Below are 19832 nucleotides of genomic sequence, written 5' to 3' on the forward strand. Positions count from 1 at the left end.
GGGGTGGAGCAGCCCGGTAGCTCGTCAGGCTCATAACCTGAAGGCCGCAGGTTCAAATCCTGCCCCCGCAACCAAAAAACCTTTGGATAACAAAGACTTGAAATCCGACAAAAACACTTGTGTATAGACACCAGCGTTTTACCTCAACGCCACCTCAACGTTTGACGAGCCCCCCCTGAAAAGCGGGGACTTTTTGCGTTTTGTGGCGGCGGAGTAAAGCTGTGGCTGCGCCACGCTATGGTCAATTCTAGCTCTGGCGTATGACGATTGCCAAGGGACGCTCGACTGATCGGCACTTCGCATGCTGATTGGCCGTAGGACGAAACCGCAGAATTGATGGCCCCAAGCGTGGCGCTGGATACGAGATAACGCGACGGCTTCGCGCGATGCAGGCGAGGTTGCAGGCTTGGCGGAGCTAGTCATCGGTCAACCGCCCGTCGCGCAGGTGGATCAACCGGTCGAAACGGTCGAAGATTTTCTCGTCATGGGTCACTGTCAGGATGCAGGCTTCCTGCTCGGCGGCAAGCTTTCGCAGCAGGTCCATGACCAGTTGTGCGCGTTTGCTGTCCAATGCCGCGGTCGGCTCGTCCGCAAGGATGATCCGCGGGCGGTTGGCCAGCGCGCGTGCGATAGCCACGCGTTGCGCCTCGCCCCCTGATAACAGCGCGGGCTTAACCGGGGCGCGGTGGCCGACCTCGAGATAATCGAGAAGCTCTTTTGCCCGCTCCTTTCCCTTTTCGGGCGCCCAACCGGCAAGGTCGAGGACGAGGGATACATTTTCTGCCGCCGTCAGGAAGGGCAGCAGGTTGTGCGCCTGAAAGATGAAGCCAATCTTGTCCAGCCGCAGACGACGCAGATCGCTGCGCAGCCATTTGCCGTCAAAGACCGGATCACCATCCAGCACCACCCGACCCGAGGATGGGTCAAGGATGCAGCCGATGATGTTCAGAAGCGTCGTCTTGCCAGACCCTGACGGCCCCAGGAGTGCGATCACCTCACCTGCACGCACCTGCAGGTCAACTTGGCGGAGGGCATCGACGCGGGTCTCGCCTTCGCCATAGTGCTTGGCCACGGCTTGCACATCGACCAGAATATCACCGATGGCCATGGCTCAGCCTCCCAGCGCGGTGGCGGGGTCCACCTTCAGGGCCGCGCGCACGCCCAGACCGCTGGCGGCCAGACAGACCACGACGATGATCCCGGCCAGAACGGCCACGTTAAACGGTTCCAGCACCACGCGGCGCGGAAAGACATCCTTGACAAGCAGGATCAGAACCAGACCGATGCCCCAACCTGCGGTCCCAAGGATCAGCGATTGCTGTACGATCAGCCCGATGATGGTGCGGTCTGGGGCGCCGATCAGCTTTAGCGTTGCGATCTGCTTCAGCTTTTCCATGGTCATGGTGTAGATGATCAGCGCGATCACCACGGCCGACACCGCCAGGAGGATTCCCAGAAACAGCCCGATCTGACGGCGCGCCTTGTCCACAACCGAGGCCAGCAGGATGTTTTCCTGTTCGGTCTGGCTTAGGGCAGCCAGATGCTTCCATTGCCGCAAGGTTGCGGTCAGCAGATCGACATCCGCGCCGGGCGTCACGCGCACGATCACTGCCGCGACCGAGGCCGACTTGACCGCCCCCGCCCCGCGCGCGGCCTGCACCCGTTGATCTGCCGGAGCAAGTTCCGTTTGCAGCGCCATCGCATCGGCAAGCGTCATATAGACCGCCGGATCGCCGCCCGAGTTCATCGCCCCTTCGACGAGCCCGACCACGGTAAAGCGGTTGCGGCCAAGGCGGATGGTATCACCCAGCACAAGGCCAGTCTTGCGGTCGGCCACCAGTTCGAAATGGCTGGTGCCGATGCCGCGCCCTTCGGCGATGATCTGCGGGCCACCCGGACGTCCGGTTTCATAGCCGATGATATAAAGCCGCAAGGCGCGGTCAAGGAAGGGGGCCTCGATGGTCTGGTAATTGATGGCCCCGGCTTCGGCCACGCCGGGCATGCGGGCCACGGTGTCGCGGCTGTCGGCGGGAATGGACGAGGCTTCGGCAAAAGGCCCCTTGGTGCCCGCCTCGACCACCCAGACGTCCGCCGCGGGGGCCTCGACCACCGCCAACGCATCGGCCACAAGGCCATTGTAGATGCCGATCATCGCCAGAACGACCGTCATCAGCAGGCCCAACCCGAAACAGGTCAGCACAAAGCGGAACAGGCCATGCCGGATGTCTTTCAGCGCCAGATTCATGGCGCGTCCCCGATCCGGGCCAGTCTGCCTTCGTCGGCACCTTTCGGCGGCATGGCGACAATCGCGGCGCCCTCGGGCAGGCCGCCTGTCACCTCGACCCGGCCCCGGTCGTCGCGTGCGCCAAAGGTCAGCTCGGCGCGGCGTAGCCGACCATCCTGCACCAGCCAGACTATGCCGCGAAAGCCGTCAAAGCCGGTGATCGCCACCTCGGGCACCATCAGCGCGTTGTCGCGTATGCCGGTCAGGATGCGTACTTCGGCCTGTTCGCCAAGGAACATCGCTTCGGGGCAGTCGGAACAGGTCAGCCAGACGCGGCGCTCTTCGTTAACGCGGTCACTTTCCAGCCCGATCCGGGCGACGGTGCCGTGGAACTCTGCCGCAGGCTGTGACCGCAGGCGGATGACACCCTCTTGTCCAAGCGCCAGTTGGCCGGCGCGTTCTTCGTCGATAAAGGCCTGAACCCAAATCGTTGCCGGATCAATCAGGGTGAAGATTGGATCACCGGCCTTGACCACCGTGCCCGGCTCGACGTGGCGAGCCACGACAACCGCATCATAGGGTGCGACCAGCCGGTGATGGGCGAGCAATGTTTGTTCCAGTTGCAAGGCGGCCGCTGCATCTGCGCCCTGCGCGCGGATCACCGCCAGATCGGCCTCGGCCAGCGCCAGTTCGGCCCGCGCCACATCTTCGTCGCGCAGCGCTTCCTCGGCCCGCTGAACCGAGGCGACATCCTGCCGCGCCAGTTCCTTTTGCCGATCATTTGCTGCGATGCGCTGCGCCAGAACTGCCTGCGCCCGCGCCACTGCGGCGTCAGCCTTGGACTGACCGGCGGCATTGGCCGCAACAGCCGCCTGCGCCCGCGCGACACGCGCTTCCTGTTCTGCCGGATGCAAGGCGGCGAGTTCCTGTCCGGCCTTCACCGCATCCCCTGCATCTGCCGAGACCGACACCAGTGCCGCGCCAACTTCGAACCCGACGCGCGACAAAACCCGGGCCTCGACGGAACCAAGGCCGTAAAGGCGCAAGGGCACCCCGGTTTCAGCCGCGACAACCGTCACAGTCAGGGGCCGTTCGGTCAGAAACCAACCCGCCGCCGCCAGCCCAACCAGCGCAACCGCGCCAAGGATCCAGCTTCTGCGCATCGCTCAGCCCTCGGCCCGGCGCATGCGGTTGATCAGGCCGTCTTTCAGCACAAACTGATGATAGAGCGCACCCAAAACATGCAGCGCCACCAGCGCCAGCAGCACGATCTTCAGCACGTTATGGCCCTGTGCCGCCAGATCGACCCCGCCGAACCAGGCCATCGACCCGCTGAGCGGCATCAGGATCATCAGCGCGTAAAGGCCGACATGGGCGGCCTTTGCCAAGGCGCGCTGCGCGGCACTGTCACCGACCATGGCAGGCGCGCCGCGCCGCGCCCGGATCGACAGCCGCCACAGCGCAAACAGCATGACCAGCGCCCCGCCTGCGACATGGGCCAGAACCAGCGGATTAAAGGCGGTTTCCACCCCCTTTGCCGCAGCGTCCCACGCGGCTGCAATGGCATCTTTAAACAGGTATTGCTGCACGATCAGCAGGGCTGCGCCCCAGTGAAGGGCGATCTGCAGGCGGGTGTATCCCTTGGGGCTGGGCATGGCGGTCCTTTCGGTCTGGCGAATCAGCTTGCTTGTTTGGCAGATTATGTTAGTGATTACTTACTTACAAGAGGTGTCCCATGTTGCGTCGCAAATCAGCCGAGGATCGCAAGACCGAAATCATTGCCGCCGTTCTGGACTTGTCCGACCGTATCGGCCCTGACCGGCTGACGACCAATGACATCGCGCAAGAGGTAGGCGTCACCCAAGCCGCGATATTCCGGCATTTCCCAACAAAGGCGGAACTCTGGACGGCCGTCGGTGACGCTATCGCGGACCGGCTGGAAGTTGCTTGGCAGCAGGCCATGGACGGCAATGCAAGTCCAATGACAAGGCTGCGGGCGCTGATCGCCGCCCAGTTGCAGCAGATCGCGGAAACCCCCGCGCTCCCCGCCATCCTGCATTCCCGCGAATTGAATGTGGATAATGCCGCCCTGCGCGACCGGTTTCGCGGGGTTCTGATGCAGTACCAGGCGCATCTGGTGGCACACCTACAGGCTATGGCCGAAGCCGGAATGATGGGGGCGGGCGTTCAACCAAAGGATGCCGCCGTACTGCTGACATCACTTGTTCAGGGCATCGCCATAAGGTGGAGCCTTGGCTCGCGCAGCTTTGACATCGTACCCGAGGGGATGCGCCTGCTGGAGGTGCAATTGGTCCTGTTTGCCTGCAAGGAGGGGCAGACATGAAAACTCATCACATCGCCGGTGCTGCGGCCATCGCCTTTGGGTTGTTGACGCTGATCTCGGGTGGATCGGCCCTGTTCGGCGCGGTTGACATGGGGGCCGTCGTGCCCTTCGTCCTGTGGTTCAACTTCCTCGCAGGCTTCGCCTATGTCATTGGCGGCCTGCTTCTGATGACCGGGCATCGGCTTGCGTTGCCCGTGGCGCTGACCATCCTGATCGCGACCGCAACGGTCTTTGCCGTGTTCGGCTGGCGGGTTTTCGCAGGAGATGCCTTCGAGATGCGCACTGTCGGGGCCATGACACTGCGGACATTGTTCTGGGCCGCGATGGTGTGGGTTGCCATGAAGGCACGGGGCAGGAAAAGTCGCCTGTAGCGGCGTCAACCGCTCCTGGTGCGTCTTCGATTCAAACCTCTACCGTTTCATCCACGGTACTGACACATCGACGGAGCCATAATGAACGAACAACTCTGGCAAAAGGATCAGGGCTGCAATCCTGTAAGTTCTAGCGTGACAGACATACCCGAGCTTTGTCGAGTCATGCGTCCGTAAACCGGACCAGGCGATGTGCCGAAGTTCACGCGGACGGCGGTACCCGTGGGCTGGTACCCGGTGTAGATTTCACCTGCACGCCTCCGACTGATCACGCAGGACCGCGTAGTCACTTAGCATCCGCAAGACGACCGCATCCTCGGGCAATGCTTCGACCTCGATAGCGGCTCGCAACTGATCGACTTTGGTGTATTTGACGACAGGCGGGCAAGCGGCAGGTCCGTCAAAATCGCCCATCGCGCATGCGCTGAGCCAGAGCATCACGATCAGCGGGGCGGCGGCTGGCGGCGTCCAGCATCTGGCGTTGGACTTCATGGGTTTTCTCCGATGTTGAAAGGCGTTCTGCCAGCCGACCGGTCCGTTCACCGGCGCGGCGCAAGTTCATCAGGAACAGGGCGATGGTGAGGGCGGCCAGCAGCAGGCCCAGCGCTTTGCGCGCCGGGCCGCTGGCGAGGAGGACGGTGATCCAGCCCATCAGCGCTGGCCCCGCTTCCAGTCATCGATCCGGGCGTGGATCGCGATCGCAATGCCGATCAGCGCCACGGCGATGAACACCCAGCGCAGGGTGTCGAGGTAAGGCACCAGGGGCAGGATCGCGGATTGGGTTTCTGCCAGGACATCTTGCGCGACTTCGACACCGGCAGCGCCGACAGTGGCGATGCCCGCTGTCCCGCCGCCTTTCAGGGTGCGGCTATCGGCCAGCACTTCGCGGGCAGGCTGGGTTTCCGGCACGAAGGGCGTCGCACGGGGAGCGAAGGGTTCGCCCCAGCTGCGCGCAGGCCCGAGGTCGATATGCATAAAGCCCGAGCGCGGATAGGTGCCGAAACCGAGAAAGCCAACGGCGCGGGCAGCCTCTGCAAAGGTGACCGGATCATGGTTCGACATGGCGATGTCGAAGGCCGTGCCCAGCATGTGCTTCGAGGCCGGGGCCCCACCGACGGCGCGGTTGTGGCTCGGGCTGCGATAACCCGAGCGGACGATCAGCGGCTTGCCGAGGCGGTTGCGCAGGGACTGCAGCTTGTCCATGGCCTCGGTGTTGATCTTGATTGCGCCGGTGCCGCGGCAGGCGATCTCGGCCGGGGAGAAACTGGGCCAGCGCCAGGCGCTTTCGGGCACGTCGCGGAAATGGGCATAGGTCGTGGTCGGCATGGTTGGTCTCCAGAAATGCAAAACCCGCCTCTGGGGCGGGTGGGGGACAGGTTCAGTGATGGTCTTGGGGGCGCGTCAGTCGGTACGGCCGCGCTGAAAAGCTTCGAACATCACGTCGCGCATGGCACGGATGTCGGTTTCGATGCGTTCCAGCCGGTCGGCATCGGCCTTGCGGTCATCGGCGCGCTGCTTGTCGGTGCGCTCGCGTTCGAGATGCAGTTCCCGGTCCAGCCGCTCCAGCATCGCCTCGTTGGTGAATGCCTTGCGGGTGACGGTGGCGGCGATGGCAAGAGAACCACCGACCAGCGCCGTGATGGCAGCGGTCATGCCGTTGTCGCGGAAGGCCTGGCCGACTTCCTGCAGGAGGGACGTTCGTTCTGTCATGTTGATATCCTTTAGTAATCTGTCTCGAGGTAAACGCCCGCGCAGTCGTAGGCGACGGCCGCCGCTGTGGCGCCGTTGTTCATGTAGTTGCGCGGGCTGAGCAGTTGGGTGGCAGCGGGCATGTCGGTGGTGATGGTGAACTCGACCGCCGCGCCGCTGACCTCCTCGACCAAACGCACGCCGATGTCGGCCCCGTTCGGCGTGGCGGCGATGTAGAGCGTCAGCACATTCGTCAGGCTCGCCACCGGGAAACTGGCCCCAAGGTCGATCAGCGTCGGCGCGCCGGTGCCGTCATTGTGCACCAGCTGCCAGTTGGCATGTGTGCCGCGCTGGAACCCGATGCCGATGCAGTTCACCACAGTGGACAGCGTCAGGGTCGTTGCCAGCGCCGCCACCGATCCATAGAGGCCGAAGAACCCCATCCCCGTCGCCTGCAGCGTGGTCAGCGACAGCCGGTTGACGTAGTTCCAGCCGCCAAGGCCCTCTGCATTCCCGCGCCAGCAAACCCAGCCCGCGGAGCGTTCCTCGGCGGCGGCATTGGCGGTGGCGGCACTGGTGACGCGCCAGCGGCGTATGCTGGCGGCAAGGCCGGTGGTGGCAAGGGTTGGCGTGGCCACCGTGCCGACGGCCGTGCGCGGCATGCCATCCGTCGTCACGGTGGTGCTGACCGACGGCGACCAGGTGGCGACCCGGTTGACCCCGAAATGCGGTTGCAGCGGAAAGTGACGGCCGGACGGGCGCTGCACATCGACCCAGCCCGTTCCGGCACGATTGCGGCCATAAAGCGCGATCCGCCCCGCTGGCGGTGGCGCGGGGGCTGCGTCATGCGCGGGCAGCAACAGCGGTTCAGGCAGTTCGACCCTGCCATTGGTGCGGTCGATTTTCACGGCATCGAAGAAGTCCGAGCCATTCGGGCTGACCTTGACGCTGAAATCGTCACTGGCAAGCAGGCCGATCAGCGCCCGCGCCGAGAATCCGGTCTTGAAGGCGAAGGCCGCATCGTTTCCGGCCGCTGCCTTGTTGACGGTGGCCTCGATCCCGGCCCCGGCGTTGTTGAACAGGAGCGCCGGGGTGTTGACCGAAACCCGGTTGTAGCTGTCTGCCGTTGCGCCACCAAGGCCCAATAGCTGCGCCGTCAGGTTGGCCTGGGGCATGCCGACTTGCGTGACGGCATTTGCGAACGTCACCGTGGGTGTGTTGACGACCGTCGTGCCGCCAGCGCCTGCGGTCGCCGACCCGATGTTGACGACCGTTGTCGATCCGGATGCGCCACCCGTGCCAAGGTTCAGGGTCTTGGTCACGCCGGTCGGATTGACCCCAGTCCCCATTCCATAGGTTGCAGTCGTGATCGCTGTGCCGATCGAGGCCGCCGCCGCCGAAACCGTGACCGTCCCCGAGGCGGTCAGCGTGCCGGTGATCGACACAGCACCCGACGCTGTCAGCGAACCCGAGAAGGTCTTGTTGCCAGTGAAGGTCTGGGTGCCTGCGAGAATTGCCAGTTCTGACGATGTGTTCGGCAACGCGAAGGTTCGGGTCGTGCCAGTGCCGATCCCCGACAGCGAGAACACCGCCTTCTTTGTCGGGTCGGCATCGTTCACCAAGCTGAAGACAGCATCCGACACATCCACCGGTTCGCCGACCAAATCCCAGGCCGACCCGTTCCAGACGACAATGGCCTGTTCCGCCGCGATCCATGATAACCAGCCCGGGCGCGGCACCAGCCGCATCCAGACGCCATCGACCCAAAAGGCCACGTTCAAGTCCCAGCCTGCCCAGAGACCTGTCGCGCCCGATGCGACGATATGCCGGTCGCCATCGGTCGGGCTGACGGGTGGGGCGGCGCGGTTGCGATCCAGCACCGACAGCTGAACCATCGCATCCAGCAGGCGCAGCGCCTCGTTGTGGGTGACATGCTTCTGGGCCTGCGATGCCAGGATGTAGGGCAGCAGGAGGTGGGTGGTGATGTCGGACATTTTTCGGTCTTTCTGGGTGTGCGCTTTCAGATGCTGAGTGTGACGGAACGCCCAGCGCCCCGGCCGATCAGGGCCGAGAGCTGGTAGATGCGGATGGCGAGGGATTGGCCGGGGCCGAGGGGTGCGCCCCAGTCTGCGGTCTGCTGCGCGGCGGTGTAGAGGACGCTGGTTGTGGTCGTGGTCAGCGTGCGCTTGACCGTACTGCCATCACGGATTTCCACCTCGTAGGCTTCACTGTCTTCGGCCAAAGGCACATCGCCCGCGCCCCAGGTGTCAGCGGCAAGTGATCGCGACCTGCGCGTCCAACGGATCGTCAGATCGCCGAGGCTGCGTGCCGTGCGCCAAGGCTGTTCGACATGCGCGACCGAAAACAGCCGCAACCCAGCGCCGTCCGGGGTGAAGCTGGTGGCGACAAAGGTCTCGTCGCTGACAGGCTTGGACGCAGGGCCGATGCGCCAGTTCCACGGCAGGCCCAGATCGGCTTCAGCAATGGGCAAAGGTGCCACGGCAGTGTCCAGCACAACAAACCGCGCGCCGGTCGGTACCATTGCAACCATGGCCCATTCTGTCCCACGCTGGCCGCGCAGCAATCGGGTCAGCCGATAGCGCCCCGGCGCGATCAGTTCAGCTGACCCTGCTTGGACGATTTCCCATTGCCCGGCGCCAGTGTCGACGGCCAGCGCATTGGCCCCACCGAGCAAGGTGATGTCCGTGACGCTTTCCAGCGTGCCGGAATAGAGATCTACCACCAGCGCATTGCCCAGATCGAAGCGCGACACTGGCCCCGCGTAAAAATCTGCCGCCAGCACACCCATGCGCGCCCGAGAGCTGAAGGTCGTCAGCAGGGCAAAGCCATCAGTCGCTGCGCTGCGGTAGACGGCGATTTCGCCGGGCCATGGCTTGGCATGCGCCGCGACTATGGGCCGATGCGCAGGCTGATCTTCGCGCAATTGTGGCAGGTCCAGCAGCAGAACATCCGGCGCGCCGAAAACCGTCGGCGTCGACAGCGTGGCCGGTCGAGGCTCTCCGGGCGGCAGGTCATAGACCGCCCTGTCCTGGCGCACGGCGTCGACGCTGCGAAGATCGGAGTCGGCGATGGACACAAGCCGCATTTCCGTCAGGCGGCCATCGTGGTCGAGCAGGATGACGTCGCAAGGATCCAGTGCCAGACGCGAAGGCGGCAGGCGAAACGCCGCACTCTCCCGACCCACCCAAGCTTCCATCAGCGCGCGGCGGCAGCGGCGTTCGGCCTCCTCTGGCGGGATGGCCATTGGAAACGACTCGGACGCGATACGCGTGGTGTCGACGGTGATGCGCCGCGCCTCGACCTGTGCCGCGTCATAGTCCTCGTCGGCGCGGGCGACCTGCCACTTCAAGGCCTGCGGCAATTCGGTTTCCTGCGCCCGGGTTAGTTCCATCACGTCGCCTTGCGCCGAGGCGGGCGCGACCATGCTGTCGGGCGTGATGGTCAGACCGGCAATGCGGCCGCGCATCAGGAAGCGGATGCGGCCCTCGCTTTCGACAGCATCGAAGCCGAAATGCCGGGCAAGCGTGGAAATCGAGGCGCGCGGGGCTTCCAGAGCGGAGACGACGTAGCCTTCAACTGCGCCCCAGAGGCCGGAGACGTCGATCAATTCCTCCGGCATGCCAGCGCGCAGGCAGAGGTGACGGACAAGGGCAGCGAGGGATACCGCGCCCAGCCGCCCGGTCAGCCAATGCCCGAGCCGCCAGTTCGTGCCATCGGTCCAGACATCGGTCAGTTGTGGAAAGAACGGATAGGGCCGCGCGTCCCACGTCCAGGCGGCGCATTCCGGCACATGCACCATACGCGCGCCATAGACCGAGGAAGTCGGGTTGTTCGCCGCAACACCCCAGAACTGATAGGTTGCCTCCAGATATGCCCGCTGGATCGCATCGTCGCGCCAGCCGCGCGAGAAGTAGGGTGTGAAACTCTCCGACGATTTCGGGTCGAAGAATACGTTCGGCTGGTTGGCACCCCGGTCAATCGCCGGGCACCCAAGTTCGGTGAACCAGATCGGTTTCGACTGCGGCACCCATGCCGTCGGCGTGCCGCTTTCCACTCCGCCGGGCCGGTTGAAATGCGGGTTTTGCCACCAGGCTCGCAGATCCTTGAAGCGAAAGACCCATGGTTTGGCCGCCGCGCCATCTGTGATCGGCGTGCGGTTTTGTGTCGCCCGGTCGGCCGGGCTGGCGTAAAACCAGTCGAAGCCTTCGCCGCCGGTGATGTTGGATTGCAGATATGCCCGGTCATAGATCGCAGGCGCAAGTGCGGCATCGGCATGATCGAACCCATCGCGCCAATCCGACAGCGGAATGTAGTTATCGATTCCGATGAAGTTGATGTTTGCGTCCGACCAGAGCGGATCGAGGTGGAAGAAGACGTCGCCCGACCCATCCGCCAGATGGTGACCGAAGTATTCCGACCAGTCGGCGGCATAGCCGATCTTGGGCCCAGCGCCGAGGATCGCGCGAACATCGGCCGCGAGCGCCTTGAAGGCCGTTACGGCAGGATAGGTGCTGGAGCCCGAGCGGATGGTGGTGAGGCCAGGCATTTCGGAGCCGATCAGGAAGGCATCGACGCCGCCTGCCGCTTTGCACAGATGCGCATAGTGCAGAATCATACGGCGCAAGCCCCATTCGCCGACCGGGCCAGTCCAGCTGACAGTGGTGCCCGCCACGCTGAAACTGGCGGGCGTGGCCGTGCCGAACAGGGCTGCAACCTGCGTGGTGGCGGTGGCGGTCTTGTCGACCGATCCTGCAAAACCCGCCGCCGGGGAACAGGTGATCCGGCCGCGCCATGGGAAGGTCGGCTGGCCAGCGGTGGCGGCATTGGCGCTGTATGGGTTCGGCTTGGTGTTCCCGGGTGGGACGTCCAGCAGCAGGAAGGGATAGAAAGTCACCCGCAACCCGCGCGCCTTTATCTCCTGAATGGCCTGCACCACCGCGAAATCAGCTGGGGTGCCGCCATAGACCGGGCGGTCCTCGGCGTCGCGACTGACCAGAAACGCATCAGCACGTGCGACACCGTTCACGACCCAAGCCGACGGTGTCGTGGTCTTGATGTCCACCTCGACGCCCGGCCGCACCTTGCAGTTCCCGGCCCGCAGATCATCACCGAACCACGCGACAACCAGGCTGACGCTTTCCACAGACGGAGCGAGCGACTGCAGCCGGTCCAGCGCCACAACGATGTCGGCGGTGTCGGCGATTGCGTTGAGGTTCTCGGCAACGGTCGCGCCGCCAGCGCCAGTGGATTTCTTGACCGGGGCGGTCGCATAGGTGAACTCGCCCGAGGCCGGGATCATCGTCACCGCCTTGACCAACCCCTCGGCCGTGTCCGGGTCAGCCAGAGGCCGGAATATCTCGAAGCTGAGCTGCGGCAGGCGATTGCCGTAGGTCGAAAGCGGCAGTTCCTCGAAGACGACATAGGCGGTGCCGCGATAGGCGGGCGTGTTGGCGGCCCCCATCTTGGCGGCGATGAACGGGTCAGGCCCCTGCGTCTCGCTCCCCGGATACCAGCGCCAGGTGACACCGGTCATGTCGAGCGGCTTGCCGTCGGCCCAGATGCGGCCGATGCCGGTGATCGGGCCTTCGCAGAGCGCGACCGCAAAGCTGGCATAGTACAGATACTCGGTCGTCTGGACCCGGCCACCGCCACCGCCCTTGCCGCCGCCTTGGGTGGTGGTCTTTGTCTCTTCGCGGAAATCAGTGGCCCAGATGATGTTGCCGCCGATACGCATCCGGCCGTAAAGGCGGGGGATGATGGCGCCTTCGGTGGCCGAGGTGATCCGCAGGGAATCCAGCCGCTGGCCCTCGATCTTCTGCGCCGGGGCCAGCGAGGACACGATCCAGCTGTCCACCACCGAGCCGATGGTCGATCCGATGAAACCGCCGATGGCGGCCCCGGAAAAGCCGAGGATCGCGCCGCCAAAAGCCCCGCCGATGGCGGAACCGACGGCGCCGAGGACAAGGGTGGCCATAGGAAAACCTCAGCGTGCCGGGAAGAGGAAGGCGAAGGCGATGCGCCGTCGCCATGCAGGTGTTAGCGGTTCTTCGATCACGCCGAGGCGTTCATAGGCGTGTAGGAAGGTGTCAGGTCCGGTGAGTATGCCCACATGCTTGGCGATGGCGCGCGGCATCATCCGGAACAGGATCAGTGCACCGGAGCCCGCCAACTGAACCGGAACCTCGGGCATCATCCGTCGCGCCCCTTCGGCCAGCACCTCGCACGGGCCGGTCTCGCCCCAATCGCGGCTGTAGGGCGGGATCGGAAACGGCTCAGGCCCGACAACCTTGCGCCAGACGCCCCGTGCCAGGCCGAGGCAGTCGCAGCCGACCCCGCGCAAGCTCGCCTGGTCGTGGTAGGGCGTACCGAGCCAGGACCGGGCGACGGCAATCACCCTATCGGGATCGACTGCTGTCACAGCACTGCTCCTTCATGGCCGCCATCCTTGGTCGCATATCGCAGCACGGCGTCTTGGCCCGGGATGTGCGGAAACCCCCTGAAGTTCGCGACATTGGCGAACTTCGTGCCGCAGGTGGCGATCCGCTTGTCGCAGCCCGCCCGGACGATGAAGCTGTCTGTCGCCGTGATCGGGCGCACCGGTGCTTCCAGCAGGGTCAGAATCGCCACCCCGTCGACCAGATCGTGCGACAGCACCTCGACCCGCCGCCCCGCATTCGCGCCGGTCGACCATTCCACCAGCCCGAAGGCAAACCAGCCCGCCGCGAACGTCCCGAGGCCGGAAGCGGTGAAGGCCCGATCCCGCAGCACATCGATCACCGCGCCGGTGCCCGTGAAGGCCGGGGCATCAAGGTTCACCCCGCAGCGCGCATCGCCCAGCGCGGCGTCGCAGCTCGCCTGGAACGTCCGCCCGACCGTCTGGCCGAGGACATGGGCAAGGCTCCGCACCTCCGCCACGAAGGCGAGCCGCCCGCGCCGGATCTGGCCGATGGCCCCGCGGCGCAGAAGCACGCGTTGCGCCGGGCTCGCCCAGTTCACGCGCCAGACCTCGACCGCCGCATTGTCCCAACGGCCGTCCAAGATGTCGGTCTCGGTGATCCGGTCGGAGGACAGCACGCCTTGCGCGTCCTGCGCGTCGACCGAGAGGTCAGAGCCGGATCGAACCTCGGAAGCGGTCAGCCCGCTTTCCGGTTCGAACTCGGTGCCGTCGAACGACAAGGTCCGGTCGTGGTCCGTGAAGCCGAAGGTCACGCCATCGGCGCGGCTGATCCGCCAGCACCAGGCAAGCGTTGTTGTGCCGTCGTCGAGATGGGCCTGCAGCGCAGGGTTCAGGGCTTTCATGTGCGGATTTCTATGAGGGGGATCGAGGTGATCGACCCAAGGCGTTCGAGGTCGAGTGTGACGTCGAGCGTGTCGGTGTCGAAGCGGACGGGGACGTCGAATTCGAAACCTGCGGTGATGGCGACGCCTGCGGCGGGAGCCGTGGTGAAGGTGAGGAGGCCGGTTGCGGTGGAGATCGACCAGCCGGAGGCTTGCGGCGTGCCGTTCAGGGCGATGGTCACTGTTCCAGCGACAGGCTTGGTGATGGCCCGCGTCCAGGACTGTGCGCCGGAAGTGTAGCGCTTGGTCAGTTGAAACAGGGTGGCCGATCCGTTGCCGGTGCCAATCGGCTGGTTGGTCGGGCCCGACATCTGCGAAGGCAGGCAGGACTTGAAGTCAGCCCAGTCCTTAAAGCGGAAGCCATGCAGGCGGCCGTTCCGGGCCTCGAAGAAGGCGACGACCGCCGCCAGATCGTCGGCACGGCGGATGCCGTAGGCAACATCATAGCGGCGGCGCGAGTTGGCCCAGCTGGCGTTGCGTTCCTCGGCACCGCTGGCCAGTTCGACGATCTGGGTGCGCCGTTCGGGGCCACCGCGTGCCCCACGGCTGATGTTGTCCGGAAACCGGACCTCGTGGAATGCCATCACATCCCCCTTCGGCCCAGCGAGACAGCGCGGGCGATGTCGCTGGCGACCTGCGTGCGGGATTGCCGGAAGCTTTCGGCGTCGCGGGCGTTGATCGTGACGTTGACGGTCGAGGCGCCCGCCTGGCCGTACCCTGCCGCCTCGCGCCGGGACAGGACCCGCTCGCCCCTTTGCAGGATGGCTGGAACCTCGTCGGGCCGCAGCCCGGCCCAACCGCCGGTGTGCATACGCGGGGCATTCGCAAAGGCCAGCGCCGGGACCATCCGGCCGGGACCAGGGGCGCCAACCATCCCGCCCGCGTGCAGGATGTTCGCGAAGATGCCACCCGCCCCGCCCAGCGCGCCGGAAAGGGCATTGGCTATCGGGCCGAGGATGAAGCGGCGGGCCGCCAATTTGGCCAGATCGGCGATCATCGAGGTGACCAGGTCGCGGAAGTCGAGCTTGCCGGTCTTCACAAAGTCACCGATGGCGTTCTCCGCGCTCTGGAAGGCCCCGACCAGCGCGCTGCCGATATCCCCGCCGATGTCGCGCGCCTTCGCGGCGTAGTCGGCAAGCGCCGCGGTGACGGCCTGCCAGCCGGTGAGGGCCGTGTCCGCGCCTTCGGCCGCCGCAGCCCCGGCCTCGCGTGCTGCGCCGCCTGCACCCTCTGCTGCGGTGGCGGTGTCGTTCAGCCCGGACGTAAGGGCGTCGGCCGCGCCAGCCGCATCCGCCAGCGCGGTTTCGGCCTCGGTTCCCGTGCCGGTGACGGCATCCCTCAGCGCCTGCCAGCTTGCCAGCGGGCGACCGGCGGCATCGGCGAGCATCCCCGCCGCTTCGCGATAGCCGTCGGCCCGGGCGCGGGCGTCGCCGGCCATCGCGCCGAGGCCGAGGTCAGGCGGCTCGAGGTAAGTCCGCGACAGCGCGGCCGAGAAGGCATCCGCGGCGGCGGCACCAGCAGCGGTCGCGGCTCCCTCAAACGGGTTGCCGATGCGGCCCAGTTCCACCGGATCGAGAATGCCGATCCGCACGCCACCTTCGCCGGTGGCCCATTCGGGCAGCAAGGCCAGCGCCGCGTTCAGCGTCTCGATGAAGCTGTTGATGCGCGTGACGACGCCGTTCAGCATCGCCTCGACGCCCGAGATCAGCCCGTTCGCGGCCTGAAATGCGAAGTCGCCGATGGCCCCGGGCAGGCTTCTCCAGATCGCGACCGCAGCGTCATAGGCCCCCTGGAAGATCGCGGACGTCCGGTCGCCGAAGCTGACGACGCCCGCGATGGTACCTTTCAGCGCCGAGAGGCCGGCTGCCTTCAGCTCCTCCCATCCGGCCGCCATCCGCGCGAGGGCCGCGTCCAAGGACAGGCCGATGCGCGACCACACCTCGCGGGCCAGATCGCCCAGCAGCCGAAACGCCTCGCCCACGCCGCCGACACGGGCGACCAGCTGCGAGAACTGATAGACCAGTTCGCCTGCGCCGACGATCAGCGCGCCGATGCCGGTGCGGATCAGGGCCCCGCGGAGGAATACGAGCGCCGTCGCGAGGCCGTGCACGGACAAGGCGGCAGCGGCAAGCCCCGCGACCCAGCGCCCGGCCATGACAGCGGCGAAGGTTGCGGCGTAGGAGGTAAGTCGGCCGAGATTTCCGATCAGCGTGTCGATGGCCGAGCGCAGGATCCAGCCATCGGAGGCCAGAGCGACGAAGGCATTGGCCAGCGCCTCGATGGTTGGGGCCACGGCGACGGCGATGCGGTTCCGAAGGCCATCGAAGACCAGCGAGACTGTGCCCAGCGCCAGCTGCGTGCGACGGAGGGCTTCCAGCGCATCACCGTCCAGAACCGCGCCAAGGTCCGAGGCCTGATCCCCAAGTCGCGTCATCTCCGCCCCGCCGTCCCGCAGGAGAGGGATCAAACGCGTGGCATCCGAGGCCATCGCCTCCAGATAGAAGGTCATCTCCTGCTGGCTGAGACCGGCGCGCTCTAGGGTATCGACGTATAGCTGCAGCGCCTCGGGGCCGGAGAGGCGTGCGAACTGGTCGGCGGTGACGCCCACGCGCGGGGCGACATTCTCGAAGAAGTCCGCCATCGGCCCGCCGCCGGTCTGGAGGAAATCCCCGACCCGGTCGTTCACGTCCTTCAGGATATCGGCCAGCTTCTCCTGCTCGATACCCACCGTACGCGCCCCGGCCGACCAGCGCTGCTGGGCCTCGGGCGTCGCATTGGCGACCTGCGCGAACTGCCGGATCTGCGCGGCACTCTCGGCGGTGGAGCGGACGATCAGGCCGAGCGAGGCTGTCGCCGCTGCGGCTGGGGCCCCGAGGGCAAGCCCCGCCCGGCGCGCAAAGGCGGCCAGCCGGGTGTTCGCCAGTTCCATTTCACGCGATAGTCGGCCAAAGCCGCGGGCCCCAGCCTCGCCCACCCCTTCCAGCTCGGCGCGCACGCGGCGTCCGCCCTCCGCCACGAGGCGGACGGAGACCTTCTTCTCAGCCATTCCGGCGTCCTTCCATCTGCTCGTTCAGCTTGCGCACCATCACCGCCTCGATCTCGGGCAGCAGTTCCGCAGCGATCAGGGGGCTGATGCCCAAGCCGCCCGCCAGCGTGAGGGCGGCACCCATGTCCCATCCGATGACGGCGCCCGGCGCGATGCGCAGCTGGCCGCCGAGGCGCTGGGTCAGGTCCCAGACCTGCCAGCCCTCGACCGTCTGCGGCCGGTTCAGTCTTGAGGGGCAGTCCGGACAGGGGCCCGCGCAGGCCGCGCAGTAGCCGTCGCCCCCGCCGAAGGACCAGTCGGCGAGGGCGCGGAGGCGTTTTTTTCCTGATCCAGCATCAGGCCACGGGCGACGTACTGCGCCTGGAAGGCCTCGAAGACCGGCCAGATTTCGAGAAGGGCGTCGATCCCGGCCGGGCTGACGGGGATAAGGTTGCCAGCCTCGTCGCCGACACCTTCCCATTCCAGCACGGCGCGGCGGGCGACGGCTTTCGCCATGGCCAGCGCCATGTCCTCTTGGCTGGAGGTTTCCGAGAGGCCATCGATGGCGGGATCGGCGCGGGCTGAGACCATCAGGGCGGTGGTCAGGGGTGCCACCAGGACGCGCAGTCCGGGCAGCAGGTCCAGCCATTCGGGCCGGTTCGACAGGTTCAGGCGGATCATGGTCAGTATCCCGTGACGGTGTTGACGAGGACGGCGGTGCACATGCGGGTGGGGCTGGTGGCTTTCGCCGCCTGCCAGTCGAATGTGGCCTGGATGCCCTGGGGTCCGGGGATCTCGATCCGCGGGACGGGCAGGTAGACGGCATGGGCGGTGAAGGTGAAGCTGGCGTTCGCCCCGAGGCTGTAGGCGAACTCGAGCTCGCAAGGGCTGCCGTCGATGGCTTGCGTCACCAACGCAGAGTCGGCGAAACGCACCTCGATGCGGCCGGTCAGGGCCGCCATGCCGGGATCGGCACCCTCGATCTTGCCGTCATTGCGGATGGTCTCGATCCGGTCGAGTCCGTTGGCATAGGTGATCTCGGCCGAGACCACATTGCCGAGCGCCGTGCCGTTGCGCTTCACTACGCCGTTGAAATGGCCGAAGCGCTGCAGGCCCAGCGCGGTCGGAGTGCCCGCGGCCGTGGTGACCGCGATGGCCTCGCCTTGGGCGATCAGCCGGGCGGTGGCGGTCAGCAGCCCCGACCTGCTCATCTGCCACGACAACTGGTCCATCACGCAGCCCGCATACATCGCGAAGCGCGGCACCTCGGGCATGGCTACTTCGATGGCCATGGACGGCAGGGTCCAGTTGCCCGACTGGAAGGTGTGGGTTTTGGGCGTGGTCCCTGTCGTGGTTGGTGCGCCAAAGGCAGCCTTCAGCCAGAAGCCGAAGGCCTCCACATCGATCGGCACGACCACCTCGCCATCTGCCGTGACGGCGTCTTTGATCGGGGCCAGGGGATCACGGCCGTAGCCCAGAAGTTCGCTGTTCAGCAAAGGCTGTTCCGCGCCGAGCGTGGTGCGGGCGAAGGGCATCAGCCGATAGCCGCTGGCGGGCGGGGTGCCGTAAACCGTCTCGAACGCAAGCGCCATCTGCGCCCGCGCGCCGTGTGCGCGTGCCATGGGGGTCTCCTATTTGAGGGATGTCAGGCCAGGGGGCCGGTCGTGGTGTAATGCAGGACGACGGTGATCACCGCCGCCTTCAGGGCGGCCGCGCCCTCGACAGGCAGATCGACCGAGGCCGGGGCCTCCGGTTCGACCCAGTCGCAAAGACCGCCCAGCGTCCGGTCGGCCTCTAGCGCCGTGCCGATGGCGGCGATCAGGTCATCGAAGACGCTGGCCCGGCCGCTGCCCGCCTGGACGACGACCTCCAGTTCCGCCCGGTGCTGGTAGTGATAGCGCAGCGGTGACAGCGTCACCTCCGGCTCGCCCGGCTGGCCATCGCGCAGGATGATCAGCCCGGCCGTGGGGATCCGCTCCGGCAGAACCTCGTCGCATAAGGTGAGGGCGGCAAGCGGCTGCAGCCGCGCATGTAGCGCGGTGAGGACGGTTTCGCGTGTGGTAGGCATATGCTATCCAAACGTGGTTACCTCGATCAAACTTACGGCGTAAACAATCGAAAGAGATCACCCGACATGACGGCTGAAAAGGGAAATGAACCACGACTCGATGTTCTTCTCAAAGAGCACGCAATAACCTGCTCGCAGATACATGAGATGGTGAACTATTCAGATAAAATGGTTTCGATCTCCCTGGCTGGTATCGGCCTTGCGTTTACATACGGCGTAAAAGAATCATCTGCGGTAGCCATAGTGGCGCTGCCATTTATTGCGCTGGGCCTCCTCGCATATTTCTGTTCTGTCTTCTACTCAATAGCTGTACTTGGCGGCTACCGAAAGTGCCTGGAGGAAGAAATAAACAAATTCACTGGACTGCCTGCATTGTGCTGGGAGAAGGTGACAACGAAGTTGTTGCATAATAGCATCCCAGCTATTGGGATTGTTGTAGTGCTCGGTCTTCTCTATCTTTCCCTGTGTGCGGTTGCTTGGGGCAATGTTAGCACAACTGCTGGTGAGCAAGTGACCCGAATGATCAAGCTGGCTTATGTTGGCGGTGGTCTATTCTTGTCTGCGGCATCGTTGAGTCTTCGAACCGCACACCAAAGGTCATACGAACCGACATTCCCCAAGTGGCCTGCCGCTTGACTTCAAGATCGCCTGATTTTGCTCGCTGGGCAAGCGTTCTTCGCCCCGAGCGGTGTCTGTCGTCGCGCAAACGGCCGAAGTCGGGTGGATCAAGCCTCGAACCCGCAGCATTCTGG

20 protein-coding genes are annotated in these 19832 nt (G+C 65.4%); 3 read left to right on the forward strand and 17 right to left on the reverse strand.

Going from position 1 to position 19832, the window contains the following annotated elements; translation table 11 throughout:
- Positions 1 to 415 precede the first annotated feature (415 nt).
- From G5V65_RS20065 to G5V65_RS20080, 4 genes are read right to left on the reverse strand one after another with little or no spacing between them, the layout of a single operon-like run.
- A complete protein-coding gene (locus G5V65_RS20065; RefSeq protein WP_165053962.1) occupies positions 416 to 1108 on the reverse strand; it encodes an ABC transporter ATP-binding protein in 693 nt (230 codons plus the stop codon).
- Between the two features lie 3 nt (positions 1109 to 1111).
- On the reverse strand, positions 1112 to 2245 hold the full coding sequence (locus tag G5V65_RS20070; RefSeq protein WP_028030780.1) for an ABC transporter permease: 1134 nt from the start codon (positions 2243 to 2245) through the stop codon (positions 1112 to 1114).
- Positions 2242 to 3387 carry an efflux RND transporter periplasmic adaptor subunit gene (locus G5V65_RS20075; protein WP_165053964.1) on the reverse strand — a complete coding sequence of 382 codons (1146 nt, stop codon included), beginning with the start codon at positions 3385 to 3387 and terminating at the stop codon, positions 2242 to 2244. Before G5V65_RS20075 ends, G5V65_RS20070 begins: the two co-directional genes overlap by 4 nt.
- Before the next feature lie 3 nt (positions 3388 to 3390).
- A complete protein-coding gene (locus G5V65_RS20080; RefSeq protein ID WP_028030778.1) occupies positions 3391 to 3879 on the reverse strand; it encodes a cytochrome b in 489 nt (162 codons plus the stop codon).
- Between the two features lie 80 nt (positions 3880 to 3959).
- Between G5V65_RS20080 and G5V65_RS20085 the strand changes: the two genes are divergently transcribed.
- Together G5V65_RS20085 and G5V65_RS20090 are read left to right on the forward strand one after the other, a co-directional pair.
- Complete coding sequence (locus tag G5V65_RS20085; RefSeq protein ID WP_136904897.1) at positions 3960 to 4568, forward strand: TetR/AcrR family transcriptional regulator; 609 nt, start codon at positions 3960 to 3962, stop codon at positions 4566 to 4568.
- A complete protein-coding gene (locus tag G5V65_RS20090; protein WP_165053968.1) occupies positions 4565 to 4939 on the forward strand; it encodes a hypothetical protein in 375 nt (124 codons plus the stop codon). The genes G5V65_RS20085 and G5V65_RS20090 overlap by 4 nt, the downstream gene beginning before the upstream one ends.
- A gap of 400 nt (positions 4940 to 5339) precedes the next feature.
- Here the strand turns inward: G5V65_RS20090 and G5V65_RS20095 are convergent, their stop codons facing one another.
- The 13 genes from G5V65_RS20095 to G5V65_RS20150 form a co-directional block, all read right to left on the reverse strand.
- On the reverse strand, positions 5340 to 5591 hold the full coding sequence (locus tag G5V65_RS20095) for a hypothetical protein (protein ID WP_165053971.1): 252 nt from the start codon (positions 5589 to 5591) through the stop codon (positions 5340 to 5342).
- Positions 5591 to 6265 (reverse strand): YcbK family protein, encoded by a 675-nt coding sequence (locus G5V65_RS20100; protein ID WP_165053973.1) that lies wholly within the window; start codon positions 6263 to 6265, stop codon positions 5591 to 5593. Before G5V65_RS20100 ends, G5V65_RS20095 begins: the two co-directional genes overlap by 1 nt.
- Before the next feature lie 75 nt (positions 6266 to 6340).
- Positions 6341 to 6649, reverse strand: coding sequence for a hypothetical protein (locus tag G5V65_RS20105; protein ID WP_165053976.1), 309 nt, complete (start codon positions 6647 to 6649; stop codon positions 6341 to 6343).
- Between the two features lie 11 nt (positions 6650 to 6660).
- Complete coding sequence (locus G5V65_RS20110; protein WP_165053979.1) at positions 6661 to 8622, reverse strand: DUF2793 domain-containing protein; 1962 nt, start codon at positions 8620 to 8622, stop codon at positions 6661 to 6663.
- Between the two features lie 26 nt (positions 8623 to 8648).
- Complete coding sequence (locus G5V65_RS20115; RefSeq protein WP_165053982.1) at positions 8649 to 12623, reverse strand: baseplate multidomain protein megatron; 3975 nt, start codon at positions 12621 to 12623, stop codon at positions 8649 to 8651.
- A gap of 9 nt (positions 12624 to 12632) precedes the next feature.
- Positions 12633 to 13067 carry an NlpC/P60 family protein gene (locus G5V65_RS20120; protein WP_165053985.1) on the reverse strand — a complete coding sequence of 145 codons (435 nt, stop codon included), beginning with the start codon at positions 13065 to 13067 and terminating at the stop codon, positions 12633 to 12635.
- Positions 13064 to 13948, reverse strand: coding sequence for a DUF2163 domain-containing protein (locus G5V65_RS20125; protein ID WP_165053988.1), 885 nt, complete (start codon positions 13946 to 13948; stop codon positions 13064 to 13066). The genes G5V65_RS20120 and G5V65_RS20125 overlap by 4 nt, the downstream gene beginning before the upstream one ends.
- On the reverse strand, positions 13945 to 14571 hold the full coding sequence (locus G5V65_RS20130) for a DUF2460 domain-containing protein (RefSeq protein WP_165053989.1): 627 nt from the start codon (positions 14569 to 14571) through the stop codon (positions 13945 to 13947). Before G5V65_RS20130 ends, G5V65_RS20125 begins: the two co-directional genes overlap by 4 nt.
- A complete protein-coding gene (locus G5V65_RS20135; RefSeq protein ID WP_165053992.1) occupies positions 14571 to 17033 on the reverse strand; it encodes a phage tail tape measure C-terminal domain-containing protein in 2463 nt (820 codons plus the stop codon). Before G5V65_RS20135 ends, G5V65_RS20130 begins: the two co-directional genes overlap by 1 nt.
- Positions 17026 to 17259 carry a DUF7697 family protein gene (locus G5V65_RS23050; RefSeq protein ID WP_449301107.1) on the reverse strand — a complete coding sequence of 78 codons (234 nt, stop codon included), beginning with the start codon at positions 17257 to 17259 and terminating at the stop codon, positions 17026 to 17028. Before G5V65_RS23050 ends, G5V65_RS20135 begins: the two co-directional genes overlap by 8 nt.
- A complete protein-coding gene (locus G5V65_RS20140; RefSeq protein ID WP_165053994.1) occupies positions 17256 to 17693 on the reverse strand; it encodes a hypothetical protein in 438 nt (145 codons plus the stop codon). The genes G5V65_RS23050 and G5V65_RS20140 overlap by 4 nt, the downstream gene beginning before the upstream one ends.
- A 2-nt stretch (positions 17694 to 17695) precedes the next feature.
- Positions 17696 to 18634 (reverse strand): phage tail tube protein, encoded by a 939-nt coding sequence (locus G5V65_RS20145; protein WP_165053997.1) that lies wholly within the window; start codon positions 18632 to 18634, stop codon positions 17696 to 17698.
- 23 nt (positions 18635 to 18657) lie between these two features.
- The gene (locus G5V65_RS20150) at positions 18658 to 19080 is read right to left on the reverse strand and encodes an acyl-CoA transferase (RefSeq protein WP_165053999.1); all 423 of its coding nucleotides are present in this window, start codon (positions 19078 to 19080) and stop codon (positions 18658 to 18660) included.
- Between the two features lie 66 nt (positions 19081 to 19146).
- On the opposite strand from G5V65_RS20150, the gene G5V65_RS20155 reads away from it, so the two are divergent.
- Positions 19147 to 19716 carry a hypothetical protein gene (locus G5V65_RS20155; protein ID WP_165054001.1) on the forward strand — a complete coding sequence of 190 codons (570 nt, stop codon included), beginning with the start codon at positions 19147 to 19149 and terminating at the stop codon, positions 19714 to 19716.
- The last annotated feature ends 116 nt before the right edge of the window (positions 19717 to 19832 follow it).

Origin of the sequence: Paragemmobacter kunshanensis, assembly GCF_011059185.1 — a bacterium.
GTDB lineage: Bacteria > Pseudomonadota > Alphaproteobacteria > Rhodobacterales > Rhodobacteraceae > Paragemmobacter > Paragemmobacter kunshanensis.

Coding starts and splice junctions, on each gene's coding strand:
- G5V65_RS20065 (WP_165053962.1), bottom strand. CDS start 1,108: ATGGCCATCGGTGATATTCTGGTCGATGTGCAAGCCGTGGCCAAGCAC.
- G5V65_RS20070 (WP_028030780.1), bottom strand. CDS start 2,245: ATGAATCTGGCGCTGAAAGACATCCGGCATGGCCTGTTCCGCTTTGTG.
- G5V65_RS20075 (WP_165053964.1), bottom strand. CDS start 3,387: ATGCGCAGAAGCTGGATCCTTGGCGCGGTTGCGCTGGTTGGGCTGGCG.
- G5V65_RS20080 (WP_028030778.1), bottom strand. CDS start 3,879: ATGCCCAGCCCCAAGGGATACACCCGCCTGCAGATCGCCCTTCACTGG.
- G5V65_RS20085 (WP_136904897.1), top strand. CDS start 3,960: ATGTTGCGTCGCAAATCAGCCGAGGATCGCAAGACCGAAATCATTGCC.
- G5V65_RS20090 (WP_165053968.1), top strand. CDS start 4,565: ATGAAAACTCATCACATCGCCGGTGCTGCGGCCATCGCCTTTGGGTTG.
- G5V65_RS20095 (WP_165053971.1), bottom strand. CDS start 5,591: ATGGGCTGGATCACCGTCCTCCTCGCCAGCGGCCCGGCGCGCAAAGCG.
- G5V65_RS20100 (WP_165053973.1), bottom strand. CDS start 6,265: ATGCCGACCACGACCTATGCCCATTTCCGCGACGTGCCCGAAAGCGCC.
- G5V65_RS20105 (WP_165053976.1), bottom strand. CDS start 6,649: ATGACAGAACGAACGTCCCTCCTGCAGGAAGTCGGCCAGGCCTTCCGC.
- G5V65_RS20110 (WP_165053979.1), bottom strand. CDS start 8,622: ATGTCCGACATCACCACCCACCTCCTGCTGCCCTACATCCTGGCATCG.
- G5V65_RS20115 (WP_165053982.1), bottom strand. CDS start 12,623: ATGGCCACCCTTGTCCTCGGCGCCGTCGGTTCCGCCATCGGCGGGGCT.
- G5V65_RS20125 (WP_165053988.1), bottom strand. CDS start 13,948: ATGAAAGCCCTGAACCCTGCGCTGCAGGCCCATCTCGACGACGGCACA.
- G5V65_RS20130 (WP_165053989.1), bottom strand. CDS start 14,571: ATGGCATTCCACGAGGTCCGGTTTCCGGACAACATCAGCCGTGGGGCA.
- G5V65_RS20135 (WP_165053992.1), bottom strand. CDS start 17,033: ATGGCTGAGAAGAAGGTCTCCGTCCGCCTCGTGGCGGAGGGCGGACGC.
- G5V65_RS20140 (WP_165053994.1), bottom strand. CDS start 17,693: ATGATCCGCCTGAACCTGTCGAACCGGCCCGAATGGCTGGACCTGCTG.
- G5V65_RS20145 (WP_165053997.1), bottom strand. CDS start 18,634: ATGGCACGCGCACACGGCGCGCGGGCGCAGATGGCGCTTGCGTTCGAG.
- G5V65_RS20150 (WP_165053999.1), bottom strand. CDS start 19,080: ATGCCTACCACACGCGAAACCGTCCTCACCGCGCTACATGCGCGGCTG.
- G5V65_RS20155 (WP_165054001.1), top strand. CDS start 19,147: ATGACGGCTGAAAAGGGAAATGAACCACGACTCGATGTTCTTCTCAAA.